This is a genomic window from Binatus sp. (SeqCode) (assembly GCF_036522015.1).
GTDB lineage: Bacteria > Desulfobacterota > Binatia > Binatales > Binataceae > Binatus.
The window spans coordinates 1-13,644 of the sequence record NZ_DATDGQ010000023.1 but is presented as its reverse complement, the minus strand read 5'-3'; the positions used below and the strand labels follow the sequence as shown (position 1 = coordinate 13,644).

The window sequence follows — 13,644 nt, the reverse complement described above, 5'->3', positions numbered from 1 at the left end:
ATGGTCGTCAATCCGGGCAGCGCCACGCTGCCGCGCAACCTGGTCGGAGTGCCGGGGACGGTCGCGATACTGGAAATTGGAAACGGCGGCGAAGTTTCCGCCGAGATAATCAGCCTGGGCTAGTCCCGGCTCTGAGAGCGACTCAGGAGGAATTTTTGTCCGCGGAAAACGCAGTGCCCGCCACCAAACGCGCGGTCACGATGGAAAAACTGGTGAACCTGTGCAAGCGCCGCGGAATTGTTTTTCCGACGAGCGACATCTACGGGGGACTCGGATCCACGTTCGACTACGGCCCGCTGGGCGTCGAGCTCAAGCGCAACGTCAAGGAAGCGTGGTGGCGCGAGATGGTGCAGTACCGCAGCGACGTGCTGGGGCTGGACTCGGCGATTTTTCAGCATCCGCGCACGTGGGAAGCGTCGGGGCATCTGAAAAATTTCACCGACCCGCTGGTCGATTGCAAAGACTGCAAGAATCGGTTTCGCGCCGATCATCTCAAGGGCGACAAGTGCCCGAATTGCGGCGGTCAGCTTACGGAGGCGCGCAATTTCAACCTGATGTTCAAGACGCACATGGGGCCGGTCGAAGAGACCGCGGCGGTGGTCTATCTGCGGCCGGAAACGGCGCAGGGAATTTTCTCGAACTTCGAGAACGTGGTGGATACGCAGCGGGTCAAGCTGCCGTTCGGCGTGGCGCAGCAGGGCAAATCGTTCCGCAACGAAATTACAACCGAGAATTTCATTTACCGCACGCGCGAGTTCGAGCAGATGGAGATGGAGTATTTCGTCCGTCCCGATGCCGCCGAGGAAGAGAAATGGTATCGCTACTGGGTCGATTTCCGGTTCAACTGGCACCTCAAGTTCGGAATCAAGCGCGAGCATCTGCGCGCCCGCGAACATGCGACTGCTGAGTTGGCGCACTATTCGAGCGGCACCACCGACCTCGAGTTCCTGTATCCGTTCGGATGGGGCGAGCTTGAGGGTATCGCAAAACGCGGCAGCTTCGACCTCGATCAGCACGCGAAGTTCAGCGGCAAGGATCTTACTTACTTCGATGAGGACACCAAGACGCGTTTTCGGCCGTGGGTGATCGAGCCGGCGCTGGGCGTCGATCGTGCGATGCTCTGTTTCATGCTCGATGCTTACGATGAAGATGTGGTCGATAACGAGGAGCGAATCGTGCTGCGGCTTGATCCGCGGCTCGCGCCGATCAAGGTTGCGGTCTATCCGCTGCTGCGCAAAGCGGGGCAGCCCGAAAAAGCGATCGCGATTCGCGACGCGCTGAAGCGTCATTTCACGGTCGCCTACGATCAAGCGGGATCGATCGGCCGGCGTTATCGGCGACAGGATGAAGTCGGCACACCATACGGCGTGACGATCGATCATCAGACGATGGAAGACGACACGGTGACGATCCGCGATCGTGACGCGATGACGCAGGAGCGCGTGCCGATTGCGAGATTGGTCGAAGTGATCACAGATCGAATCGGCTGGACGCGCTGAAAATCTGAAAATTGTCGCCGCGAAATTGCGGGACGGGAGAAACTGTTTCACATGGGTCGGATTCATCCTGAGATCTACTTTTTCGGTGCGGGCGTGGCGGAAGGACGCGCCGAGATGCGCAATTTGCTGGGGGGTAAGGGAGCGAACCTGGCCGAGATGGCGCGGCTCAAGCTGCCGGTGCCGCCGGGCTTCACCATTTCGACGAAGGTCTGCAACTACTTTTACGATCACGGCCACAAGTATCCGAAGGGGCTGACGGAGGGCGTCACGAAGAGCGTCGCGCGGGTCGAGAAGGCGCTCGGGCGCAAGTTTGGCGACGCGAAAAATCCGCTGCTGGTCTCGGTGCGATCGGGCGCGCGCGTTTCGATGCCGGGAATGATGGACACCGTGCTGAACCTCGGGCTCACCGACGAGACGGTAAAGGGGCTCGAGGAAATCAGCGGCAACCCGCGCTTTGCGTGGGACTCGTACCGGCGATTCTGCCAGATGTTCGGCGACGTCGTGCTCAAGCTGAAGCCGGAGAACAAGAACGATCCCGATCCGTTCGAGCAAATTATCGAACACAAAAAGGCGACCCGCGGAGTCGAGAACGACACCGACCTGAACGTCGATGATCTGCAGGAACTGGTCGGTGAGTTCCGCGCGCTGATTCGATCGCGGGTCGGCCGCGACATCCCGCAGGACCCGCGCGAGCAACTGTGGATGGCGATTGGCGCGGTGTTCGACTCGTGGCACAACGATCGCGCGATCACCTACCGGAAAATCAACAATATCCCGGGTGATTGGGGCACCGCGGTGACGGTGCAATCGATGGTGTTCGGAAATCTCGGCGACGATTGCGCCACCGGCGTTGCGTTCACGCGCGATCCCGGCACGGGCGAGAAGGGAATCTACGGCGAGTTTCTGCCGAACGCGCAGGGCGAGGACGTCGTCGCGGGAATCCGCACCGGGCGGCAGATCAGCTTGAAGGCGGGGCGCACGTGGGCGGCGCGCGCGGGAGTCAGCGAAGCGGAGCGCGCGGCGCATTACTCGACGCTCGAGGAAAGCTTCCCCGATGTTTACAAAAAGTTCCTGAAAATCGCGGCGCAGCTTGAAAAACATTTTCGCGATACGCAGGACATGGAATTTACGATCGAGCGCAATCGCTTGTTCATGCTGCAGACGCGCAACGGCAAACGGACGGCGCAGGCCGCGGTGCGAATCGCGGTCGATATGGCCGACGAGAAGCTGATCGATCGCAAGACGGCGCTGAAGCGCGTCGAGCCCGAACAGCTCGAGCAGTTTTTGCATCCGCGGCTGGATCCGTCGAGCAAAAAGCACGTGATCGCGCGCGGGCTGCCGGCGTCGCCGGGCGCGGTCAACGGCGAAGTGGTGTTCTCGGCGGATGAAGCGGTCGCAGTCGCGGAAGCCGGGCGCAAAGTAATCCTGGTGCGCGTGGAAACCTCGCCGGAAGACATCCAGGGGATGCAGGTGGCGGAGGGAATCCTCACCGCGCGCGGCGGGATGACCAGTCACGCGGCGGTGGTTGCGCGCGGGATGGGCAAGTCGTGCGTGGCCGGAGTGTGGGCGCTGGAAATCGACTACGGCGCGGGCACGCTGTCGGCCAACGGCGCGGTCGTGCGCCGCGGCGAGTACATCACGCTCGACGGATCGGCGGGCGAGGTGATCGAGGGGCGGGTGCCGACGGTCGAACCCGAGATGCCGTCGTACTTCAAAAAGTTTCTGTCGTGGGCGGACGCGGTGCGCAAGCTGGGGGTGCGCGCGAACGCCGACACTCCCAACGACGCGAAAATCGCGCGCGACTTTGGCGCCGAAGGAATCGGGCTGTGCCGCACCGAGCACATGTTTTTCGATCCCGAGCGAATCTCGGCGGTGCGCGAGATGATCATGGCGGAGAATGCGCAGCAGCGCGGTCGCGCGCTGGCAAAGATCCTGCCGATGCAGCGCGAGGACTTCGTCGGAATCCTGAAAGCGATGGCGGGGCTGCCGGTCACGATTCGTTTGCTCGATCCGCCACTGCACGAATTTCTGCCGCATGCGGACAACGAGCTGCGCGAATTGGCGGCGAAGATCGGCACCACGCTCGAGCATCTGAAGCAGGTGCGTGCGAGCTTGTTCGAGGTGAATCCGATGCTGGGGCATCGCGGGTCGCGGCTGGGAATCAGCTTCCCGGAGATTTACCAGGCGCAGGCGCGCGCGATTATCGAGGCGGCGTGCGAGCTGCGCAAGCAGGGGGTCAAGGCGATGCCGGAGATCATGCTGCCGCTGATCGGCGAGCGGCGCGAATTCGACATCCTGGCGTCGCAGATTCGCGAAGTGGCGGACGCGGTGTTCAAGGAACGCGGCATCAAGGTGGCGTACACGATTGGCACGATGATCGAAGTACCGCGCGCATGCGTGGTTGCGGATCAGATCGGGGAGGTCGCGGAATTCTTTTCGTTCGGCACAAACGATCTGACGCAGATGACGTACGGGATTTCGCGCGATGACGCGGGGAAGTTTCTGCCCGACTACATTCGCACTGGGGTCTACAAGAAAGACCCGTTCGCGGAGCTCGATCCGGTCGGCGTCGGCGAATTGATGCGCATCGCGATCGAGCGTGGGCGCAAGTCGAATCGGAAATTGAAGATCGGGATTTGCGGGGAGCATGGCGGCGATCCGGCGAGCGTGAAGTTGTGTCATCGGCTCGGGCTCGATTATGTGTCGTGCTCGCCGTACCGGATTCCGGTGGCACGGCTGGCGGCGGCGCAGGCAGCGATCGAGGCCTCGCAGAAGAAGGTCGCATTTAAGGACGTGTAGGGGTGTCGCTATCGGAACCTCTCCCCTGACCCCTCTCCATGCTGGAGAGGGGACCGGAGAGTCGCGCGAGTTCCTTGGCTGCGCTGAGGATGATCTGCAACCTAACCCTAACCCAATCCCGAGCGGGAAGGGGGACCGGAAGAATTGAGCGGGGGAGTTTTCTTACTCGGTGTATTTTTTTTCGAGAGATTGGTAGTCCGCGATGCCCATCGTCTTCACGAAGTCTTCGAAGACGTTTGAGCTGGTGCCGATGTTTAGTTTGCCGGTGCGTTTCAGGTCCGTCATTGCGGTGCGGATGGCGTCAAATATCGTCAGCATCGTGCCGATGTGGATCGTTACTTTGAACGGGTACTTTTTCAATTCGTCGATTGGCAGAAGGTCGCCGTTGTAGATTAGCGGCAGGTCGCCGAGTTTTCCGGCGTATTGCTTCAGGTCATCGAGGGTTTTGATCCCGTCTACGAAGATCAGGTCTGCGCCCGCATCGCGATAGGCATGCGCGCGACGCTCGACGTCGTCCCATCCGTTGACTGCGAGCGCGTCGGTGCGCGCGATGATGACGAGATTGCGATCGCGGCGCGCGTCGCAGGCGGCGCGCACCTTCGGCAGCATCGCTTCCATTGCAATGACCTGCTTGCCGGCGAGGAAACCGCATCGCTTGGGAAATACCTGGTCCTCGATGTGCAGAGCGGACGCGCCGGCGTCTTCGTACTCGCGGACGGTGCGCCATACGTTGAGCGGATTTCCGTAGCCAGTGTCGGCATCGCAGATGATGGGGACGTTTACCGACTGCGAAATCGCGCGCGCGTTGGCGACCATCTCGGTCATCGTTAGCAGGCCGAGATCGGGGTAGCCGCGCGCGGCGGCGGTGCCGAACCCGGTCATATAGACGGCGTCGAAGCCGGCGGTGGCGGCGAGTTTTGCCTGCAGGCAATCGAAGACGAATGGCGCGACGATCATTTCGGGGCCGGCGAGTAACTCGCGCAGCCGCGATCTTTGTTCGTTCATCGGTGGCGCTCCTTAGAGCTATTTATGCGAAGTAATCTTCGGCGCGGATGGCGGGGATGTCGAGCTGGTAAACGCGATTGTTGCGCAGGACCTTGAGATTGACGTTCTCGCCGGGGCGATGGTTGCGGAGCGCCTCGTAGAGCACGCGCCGATCGTTGACGTCGGTGTCGCCGATCGAAATCACGAGGTCACCCTGCTGCAGGCCGGCTTTCTCGCCGGGGCCGCCGGGCATCACGCCCGCGATCACGACGTGCTCGCGCAGCGTGTACGAGAGCACGCCGAGCCATGCGCGCGGGGTGGCGGTGGTGCGACGGCCGTGTTTGACGAGCTCGTCGCGAACGGTGAGGAAGCTCTCGCCGGGGACGCCAAGAATCGCGCGGCTCAAGTCGGCGAAGTTCAGGTAGTTGATGCCGATCACCTGCGCCTGCAGATTGCAGATCGGTCCGCCGCTCATCCCGATGTTCAGCGACGAGGCGGTAACGGAGACGCATTTGTCGAGCACGAATTCCCAGACCGCGTCGAACGGGCCGAGGTAGGTGATGATGCCGCAATCGGCGGTTCGCTTCTCGCCGCCCATGCTCGAAACGGTGAACGCCTCCTGCCCGACGACGCATTTCTCCGACGACACGACCTCGACGCTCGCGAGCGGTTTGCGATCGATCTTCAGCAGACCGATGCCGGTGCTGTAATCCTTGCCGACGATGGTCGCCTCGAGCTGCTCGCCGCCGGGCATCGTGACGATCACGTTTTTCGCGCCGAGCAAGAGGTAGTGAACCGTGAGGATGAGGCCGTCGGGGCTGACGACGGTGCCGGTGCCGCGGCGGTCAGTGCCGAGGCCGATTGCGGTCGAGACGTGGGTCGAAGGGATGTGCGAGTGAACGCCGACGGTGGCGCGCAGAACTTTGTCGAGCAGGAATGGAGGTGCGTTCACGATGGTTGTCCTGCTAATCAGGCTAGGACCGCGCACCGGTGGTTTCAAGCGCGATCGTGCGCGAAAAAAAAGAGGCGACCCTTGCGAGGCCGCCTCAGATAAAAGTTGAGAAAGTTCAGATCACTTTTTCACTGACGCGTCGGGCATCGCGGTTTCATTCGCGCGAATCGAAAGCGTCTGCAGCGCCTCACCGAGATCGAGCTCGCTGTACTTCTGATTCGAGTACAACTCGTCGAGCCGCTTGACGGCCTGGTTCGCACTCACGTCGCCCATCGAGAGCTGACCCGAGAGCTGGTGGATAATGCGGCGTGCGCCCTTCCAATGGAACAGGTCGGCGGCGGAATTGAGGACGTCGAGCTTGCCGACGCTGACGCGCATCGCGTCGGAATAGCCATTGACGTAACCGTCCTTGGCATTGGTGTTGAGGCGGTTCCAGAAACTGCCATTGTGGCTCACGTTGGACGACGCAAAAGCAACTGCCCAGCTAGCCACAAAACCCAGCATTACGCCGGCTGCGAATTTCTTCATTTCGCGATGCTTCTCCCCACGCCGATGGCAATCTGTTTAGCAAAATTACGTATCTGTCGCAAAATCGTTACATCCCAAATTTAGGGTGAATAGGCCGGCAACACTTAAGCAATATCGCTGTAACTGCCGAAAGCCCCGCTTGCCCGGTCCTTATGACCACCACCGAGGCATCCCCGCCACCCAACAACGGTCGCAGTGTAGAACATTTCAAGAGCGAGGTAAACACTGCGATTTACCGTCCAAAAAGGTGCTTTAGGAGACCGACAGGATTGAATGAGCGCGCCGCGCGGTGCCATGATCGTGGCCGTCCCAGCCCTTGGCGAAAGAGCCGATGTCCATCTACGAACAGGTCCTAACGTTTATCCACAGGCCGGAGCCTGGAGCGTTCGAACGGCTCGCTCTGGACGTCTTTCGTCATCAATTCGAAACAATTGCGACGTACCGGCGTTACTGCGAGGAGCGCGGCGTCTTGCCTGGCGCGGTGCTGAGCGTTGACGAGGTTCCGGCGGTCAGCAATGTCGCGTTCAAGTACGCTGAGCTTGCGACAGACGGCGCATCGCGGTCGCCTGATGCGGCGGTCTTTCTCACGAGCGGTACCACGCAGGGGCGCGCGCGTCGCGGGCGCCATATTGTTGCGCGGCCCGAGATATATCGCGCGTCGGCGATCGCTCATCTGCGCACGATGCTGTTCCCCGACGCTCGGCAAATAGCAATTCTCGCGATGCATCCGACGGCGGACGCGATGCCGGAGTCGTCACTGTCGGCGATGATCAGCTGGAGTATCGAGGAGTTCGGCTCAGGTACGCATCTGGCGGCAGCGTCGCGCGAACGGGTTGATGTTGCGGCGGCGATCGCGTTTCTGGCCGACTGCGAGGCGCGGTGCGAACCCGTTTGCATCATGGGAACGACGGCGGCCTTTGCGGCGCTGTTTTCTGAGCTTGGCAGTCGCGGGAGCAAACTTCGGCTCGCGGCGGGTTCGCGAATGATGGACACCGGCGGCGCGAAAGGGCAGGCGGTGCCGATGCAAGCGACGGAGGTGATCGCATGGGCGGGCGAAACGCTCGCGATCGCGCCTGCGATGGTCATCAACGAATACGGGATGACGGAATTGTGCTCGCAACTTTACGACGCGACGGCGTTCAACTGCGCCGGCGTATCGAATACGCAAGAGCGATACAAAGTCCCGCCACCGTGGATGCGCGTGACGGCGCGAAATCCGGTCACGCTGCAGCCGATGGCGGACGGGGAGGTCGGACTGCTGACGTTTTTCGATCTCGCCAACGTCGGCTCGGTGTCAGCTGTGATGACGGAAGACCTTGGCTCGGTCGAGCGGGGGCGGGTTCGCGTGCTCGGTCGAGCGGCTGGAGAAGCTCGCGGCTGCGCGCTGGGAATAGGGCAATTCTCGGCGACTGAAGCAGCGGAGGCGGTGCGATGAGCGCGAACGCGGCAAGCGCCGCGCGCGGGCCGGGAGCAGATGACGCAGGCCCGAGTGCGGAGCGGATGGCCGACGCTCTGGCGCGGACGTTCGCACTCTGGCGCGACCGCAATTGCGCGCGCCGACGCAATGCGATCGCGGCAATCGCGCACTCGGCGGGATTCTCCGTCGCGACGCTCGAATATTCTATCGACGCGCTGCTGAAGCCATTCACAAATGACGCCTTGAAATCGATAGCGGCGCGAATCTCGGCCAACGGCTCGATCGACAGGCCGAAGACAGTCGGATTTATCGCGGCAGGAAATGTTGCGGGCGCGGGAATCCATGAGGTCGTGATCGGGCTGATCGCGGGTGCGAGAGTGCGGATCAAGACCGCGTCGGCAGAGCCAGTATTCTTCGCGGAGTTCGCGCGGACGCTCGCCGAGCTCGATGGCGACGCGGGCGCACGAATCGCGGTTGTGCACTGGGGCCGTGCGCGCACCGACCTTACCGATGAGTTGATTGGGAATTGCGAGCGGGTGGTCGCGTATGGGGACGACGCCACGATCGAGTCGCTGCATCGGCCGAACGTAATAGCATTTGGCAGCCGGGTGAGCGCCGCGCTGGTCGCGTTGAACAGCATCGATCCGTCGCGAATCGACGAGATCGCCGACATGCTCGCGCGCGATGCCGCGTTGTTCGAGCAACTCGGCTGCCTGTCGCTGCATCAGGTGTTTGTTGTGAGTCCCGATGGAAGCGCGGCGCGGGAGCTGGCGATTCGGATGTCGGCGGCGCTCGAGCGTATCGCGAGATCGATGCCGCCGGCGCGTATCCCGTTGCGCGACGCTGCCGAAATACGCGGAGTCCGCGAGCGCGCGCGCTGGCGTGCGATTGCGGGCGAGCCGGTCGAGCTGTTCGAGGGACGCGGTTTTGAATGGACGGTGGTTTTCGAGCGGAGACCGGATTCATTCAAAGTCTCGCCAGGGTTCAGGACGGTGCATGTTTCCGCAGTGCGCGATCTCGCGAAGTTTCGAGAATGCATCGCGCCTGTATCGGCACGGATCGAAGCGATGGCAGTCGTCGGCGGCGATTGTGAAATTGAAGCGCGGACGATGGGGATACCGTACGTGTGCGCGCCCGGAGAGATGCAATCGCCGCCGCTCGACTGGCGGCACGGCGGAGGCGAGTTCATCGACATGATGGTGGGATCGCGATGACGCAACTGGGCGACTACTTCCGCCAGAACCTGGCGCAGACTTCGGACGCACCGATCGGTCTGGAGATAACGCGCGCCGAGGGTTCGTGGCTGGTCGCGTCGGACGGGCGGCGCTATCTCGATTTCATCGCGGGGATCGGAGTGTCCGCGCTCGGCCATGGAAATCGCGAAGTGCTTGACGCAATCGCGGCGCAGGCGCGACGGCATCTGCACGTCATGGTGTACGGCGAGTACGTGATCGAGAGCCAGGTTATGCTGGCGCGGCGGCTGGTCGAGCTTCTGCCGCGACCGCTCGAGCGCGTATATTTCACCAACAGCGGAGCGGAAGCGATCGAATGCGCGATGAAGGTGGCGCGCAAATTTACCGGACGCGCGGGATTCGTGGCGTTCGACGGCGCGTACCATGGAGACACGATGGGCGCGCTCGCGCTGGCCGGAAATCGCGCGATGCGCGAGCCATTCGGCGCGCTGCCCGGGCCGGTGACGCATCTGCCGTTCGACGACGTGGGCGCGATCGATAAAATCGACTCGAGTGTTGCGGCGGTGGTGGTTGAGCCGGTGCAAGCTGAGGGCGGCGTCCGCATTCCGGAGAAAGCATTCATTCGCGCCCTGCGTGAGCGATGCGATCGCGCGGGCGCGATGCTCATCTTCGATGAAGTCCTGACTGGCTTCGGCCGCACCGGCAAGATGTTTGCGTTGGAGCACTTCGGCGTGGTGCCCGACATTGTCGTAGTTGCCAAGGCACTTGGCGGCGGTCTGCCATTAGGCGCGTTATGCAGCCGCAACGAGGTTCTTGGCACGCTCTCGCACGATCCGCCGCTCGGGCACATCACTACGTTCGGCGGGCATCCGCTTTCGTGCGCGGCCGGTCTTGCTAGTGTGAACGTGATCGTGCGCGATCGTCTATGCGAGCGCGCCGCGACGATAGGCAAGGAGATCGTCCGGCGCCTGTTGGCGTCAGGCGCGCCGGAAATCGCCGCGGTGCGCGGGCTTGGGATGATCGTGGGGATCGAGTTTCGCGATACTGCGCTGGCGCACCGATTTGTCGCAGCGACCCTGGCGCGCGGAGTGATCGTTAACTGGACGCTGAACGCGGACAACGTCGTGCGGCTTGCGCCGGTGCTGACGATCATGCCGGACGAAGTAGATTTTGCATTGAGCGCAATGACAAATGCGCTTGATGAAATTCGGAGCTGAAGTCACGATGAAAGGATCGAGGACCGGCTCTGGAAGAAAATGGGAGCCTGATTGGCGGAGAGCAGCAAATACAACGGCTCATCCGGGCTGACAAATTCGGGGATCGGCCGCGCCACTTCGGAGTTCCGCTGGACCGAGGATGACGAGGAATCGCTGCGAGTCCTGAAACTCGCTGGCGCGCTCGGAATCTTCATGCTGCTGGCGTACCTGGCGTACGATCAGCAGGTACTCGGAAGGGATGCGCCGGGCACTGCCTGGCACTGGTTGATCCTGGCGGCGACTTGCCTGTTCTTCGGTCTGTCATGGACCCGCTCGTTCAAACGCCACTGGAAACTCTGGATCCTGCTGTACAACCTGGTTCTGATAGCGACGTTGATCCTGATCAGCCGGGAGACGGGAGATCCCGAGTCGCGCTTTATCGCTATCATGTTGTGTCCACTGGCGACCGCATCGTTCGTGAGTTGGGGCACGCGCTGGCAGTTTGCGATGGCTCTCACAGCGGTACTGGGCTACGGGGCGGGCGAATACTTTGTGCCAATCGAATCGCCATACAGGATGTACCGCTGGATGGGGCTGGTCGCGGCGATCATCTTCGCTCAATACACATCGATCTTCATCGAGCGCTACCGGCGGCGTCTCAGGAAACAGGTCGAGGACCTTGAAGAAGCGGCGCGGTTTCGGCAGACGCAGATCGCGACGATGGCGCATGATATCCGCAGCCCGGTCGCGGCGCTGAGCGGCTACGTCAACTTGATCGAAGACGCGGACACCAGTGCAAACGAGCGAACGGACCTGCTCGGACGAATCGGATCGACCGCGTGGAACATGGACCTGGTAGTCAGCAATGTGCTGGCTTACTACGAGGCGCAGGATACGGACATCGTCGCGGCGCCGGTCGAACTGGATCCGAATCTGCTGCTGGCCGAGGTCGCGGAGGATTGCGGGCTGCAGGCACGGCGCCGGCGGCTGAATCTGCGCGTCGAGATCACGCGGTTGCCGACGTGCAAACTCGACGGGCGGCATCTTCAGAGGATCGTAAGAAACATGCTCGCGTATGCGATTGGAAGGACGGCGACCGGCGAAGTCTCGTTGCGCGCCGGGGAGCGAAACGATGCAATAGCCATCGAGGTCACCGATAGCGGGCCGACTCTTTCGCAGGAACAACTCGACGCGCTGTTCCAAGGGCCGAACAGAAACGGCGATCGCGGCGCGGCGCGCGGACTCGGACTGTATATCGCGCGCGCGATGGCGGAAGCGGTGGGGGGAAGGACCGGGGCCCGGTTCGCGGACGGCCGGCGGGGACTGACACTGGTCGTGGAATTCCCGATTGACGCGCAACCCACGAAAGCGCGCATGCCGTGAGGAAACTTTCCGAGGCGTCGAGCAAACTCTCCAGCGAATTCGAACTGATCGCGCGACTCACCGCCGGAATCCGTGTCAGCCGCCGAACGATTCTTGGCGTTGGCGACGATTGTGCGATTGTCTCGCGCCCGCGCGGGCAGGTGCTGTTCACGATCGACAGCCTGGTCGAGAACGTTCATTTCGACTTGCGATGGGGCTCGCCGCAAGCGCTTGGCGCGCGCGCGCTTACGGTCAACTTGAGCGACATCGCGGCGATGGGCGGGCGTCCGAGGGCCTGCGTTGTGAACCTTGGCGTGCGTGAAGGAATTACGTCGCGGAAGCTCGAGCGAATTTACTCGGGGCTGCGCGATGCGGCGCGCGAAGCCTCGACTGATATCGTGGGTGGCAATGTTACGCGCGCGCGCGAGTTGTCGATCACGATTGCGCTGGTCGGCGAGGCCGGGCGCGGCGTAATGCGGCGCGATGCAGCGCGGCCTGGCGACGAAATCTTCGTGACCGGCACGCTCGGCGATGCTGCGCTGGGCTGGCGCATCCTGGCGGGCAAGCTGGAGGCGCGGGGCAATACGAAAAAAAATCGCGCGGCAGAAAAATATCTCGTCGAGCGATTCCTGCGTCCACATGCGCGGCTGTATGCCGGGCAACGTCTCGCGGCGCTCCGGTCTGCGCCGGCCGCGATCGACGTCAGCGACGGACTCATACAGGACCTGGGGCACATCCTCGAGCGAAGCGGCGTCGGCGCCGAGATCGATGCGCTGCGAATCCCAATCTCGCCTGCCTATCGCGCGCTGATGGGCGACGACCTCGTGCATGCGCTCACCGGCGGCGAGGATTACGAACTGATCTTCTGCGTGAAGCCCGGGCGCGCGGAATCCGAACTGTCGCGTCGCCTGGGTGTCGGGGTGCGGCGAATCGGCAAGATCGTTCGGGGCAGGCGCGTGGACGTGATTGGTGCTGGCGCTCCGATTGACGGAGGATGGGATCAGCTGCGGTCGCGCGGCTAGATTTTACTGATGATCTCCGTCCTGCCCCTGGTGGTCCTGATCCTCGTCGTTCTCAGCGCGACGCTGGCTGCGTCCGAGACCGCGCTGTTCTCGATGGCGCGGCTGGAGCACACGCGCGAGCAGATGAGCCTCTCCGTGCAGCGCGCGCTCGACCGCCTGATGCGCCGGCCGCTCGAGTCGCTGATCGTTATCATCGGACTGAACGAAGCGTGCAACATATTCGCCGACTGCCTCGCCACGATCATTCTGTTGGCGTGGTTCGGTGACAAGTGGGGGCCGATCATCGCGGCGCCGGCCATGCTCGCGGTGGTACTTATGTTCTGCGACATTACGCCGAAGACGTTCGCGCTGGGATTTCCGTCGGCGCTGGCCTGGCTCACGGCGCGTCCGCTGGCAGTGCTCGCCGACCTGGTGCATCCGTTTGCGCGGCATTTCGCGCCGCTCGAGCAGGCGCCGAGTCCTGGCCCGGTGTCCGAAGAGGAGTTCAAGACGCTGCTCAGGCTCGGCGAAAACCAGGGACAGGTTGAACCCGCCGAGCGCGCAATGATTCATCGGGTGTTCGACTTCGGTGCGCGGCGCGCGGCCGAGGTGATGACGCCGCGCGATCGAATCTTCTCGCTCGACATTGAGATGCCGGTGGCGCAGCTGGTGGCGGAAATCGCGCACGAAAGTTTCTCGCGCGTGCCGGTTTA

General features: G+C 62.5%; 11 protein-coding genes. 8 read left to right on the top strand and 3 right to left on the bottom strand.

What is annotated here, in order from left to right; genetic code table 11:
- Positions 1-200: 200 nt before the first annotated feature.
- Together VIW95_RS01005 and ppdK are read left to right on the top strand one after the other, a co-directional pair.
- Positions 201-1,499 carry a glycine--tRNA ligase gene (locus VIW95_RS01005; protein ID WP_349259271.1) on the top strand — a complete coding sequence of 433 codons (1,299 nt, stop codon included), beginning with the start codon at positions 201-203 and terminating at the stop codon, positions 1,497-1,499.
- Positions 1,500-1,550: 51 nt separating this feature from the next.
- Complete coding sequence (gene ppdK / locus VIW95_RS01000) at positions 1,551-4,298, top strand: pyruvate, phosphate dikinase (RefSeq protein WP_331583102.1); 2,748 nt, start codon at positions 1,551-1,553, stop codon at positions 4,296-4,298.
- 162 nt (positions 4,299-4,460) lie between these two features.
- Here the strand turns inward: ppdK and VIW95_RS00995 are convergent, their stop codons facing one another.
- From VIW95_RS00995 to VIW95_RS00985, 3 genes are all read right to left on the bottom strand, one after another.
- Positions 4,461-5,303, bottom strand: a complete 843-nt coding sequence (locus tag VIW95_RS00995) for an isocitrate lyase/PEP mutase family protein (RefSeq protein ID WP_331583100.1) — start codon at positions 5,301-5,303, stop codon at positions 4,461-4,463.
- Positions 5,304-5,325: 22 nt separating this feature from the next.
- Positions 5,326-6,234, bottom strand: a complete 909-nt coding sequence (locus tag VIW95_RS00990; RefSeq protein ID WP_331583098.1) for a S1C family serine protease — start codon at positions 6,232-6,234, stop codon at positions 5,326-5,328.
- Between the two features lie 120 nt (positions 6,235-6,354).
- On the bottom strand, positions 6,355-6,762 hold the full coding sequence (locus tag VIW95_RS00985) for a hypothetical protein (protein WP_331583096.1): 408 nt from the start codon (positions 6,760-6,762) through the stop codon (positions 6,355-6,357).
- A 331-nt stretch (positions 6,763-7,093) separates the two neighbouring features.
- On the opposite strand from VIW95_RS00985, the gene VIW95_RS00980 reads away from it, so the two are divergent.
- From VIW95_RS00980 to VIW95_RS00955, 6 genes are all read left to right on the top strand, one after another.
- Positions 7,094-8,197 carry a hypothetical protein gene (locus tag VIW95_RS00980; RefSeq protein ID WP_331583094.1) on the top strand — a complete coding sequence of 368 codons (1,104 nt, stop codon included), beginning with the start codon at positions 7,094-7,096 and terminating at the stop codon, positions 8,195-8,197.
- On the top strand, positions 8,194-9,393 hold the full coding sequence (locus tag VIW95_RS00975; RefSeq protein ID WP_331583092.1) for an acyl-CoA reductase: 1,200 nt from the start codon (positions 8,194-8,196) through the stop codon (positions 9,391-9,393). Before VIW95_RS00980 ends, VIW95_RS00975 begins: the two co-directional genes overlap by 4 nt.
- The gene (locus tag VIW95_RS00970) at positions 9,390-10,589 is read left to right on the top strand and encodes an aspartate aminotransferase family protein (RefSeq protein WP_331583090.1); all 1,200 of its coding nucleotides are present in this window, start codon (positions 9,390-9,392) and stop codon (positions 10,587-10,589) included. The genes VIW95_RS00975 and VIW95_RS00970 overlap by 4 nt, the downstream gene beginning before the upstream one ends.
- A 51-nt stretch (positions 10,590-10,640) precedes the next feature.
- On the top strand, positions 10,641-11,951 hold the full coding sequence (locus VIW95_RS00965; protein ID WP_331583087.1) for a HAMP domain-containing sensor histidine kinase: 1,311 nt from the start codon (positions 10,641-10,643) through the stop codon (positions 11,949-11,951).
- Positions 11,948-12,952: a thiamine-phosphate kinase gene (gene thiL, locus VIW95_RS00960; RefSeq protein ID WP_331583085.1), complete on the top strand. Its 1,005-nt coding sequence runs from the start codon at positions 11,948-11,950 to the stop codon at positions 12,950-12,952. Before VIW95_RS00965 ends, thiL begins: the two co-directional genes overlap by 4 nt.
- Before the next feature lie 9 nt (positions 12,953-12,961).
- Positions 12,962-13,644 (top strand): CNNM domain-containing protein (locus VIW95_RS00955; protein WP_331583083.1); only part of this gene is annotated, 683 nt, incomplete at its 3' end.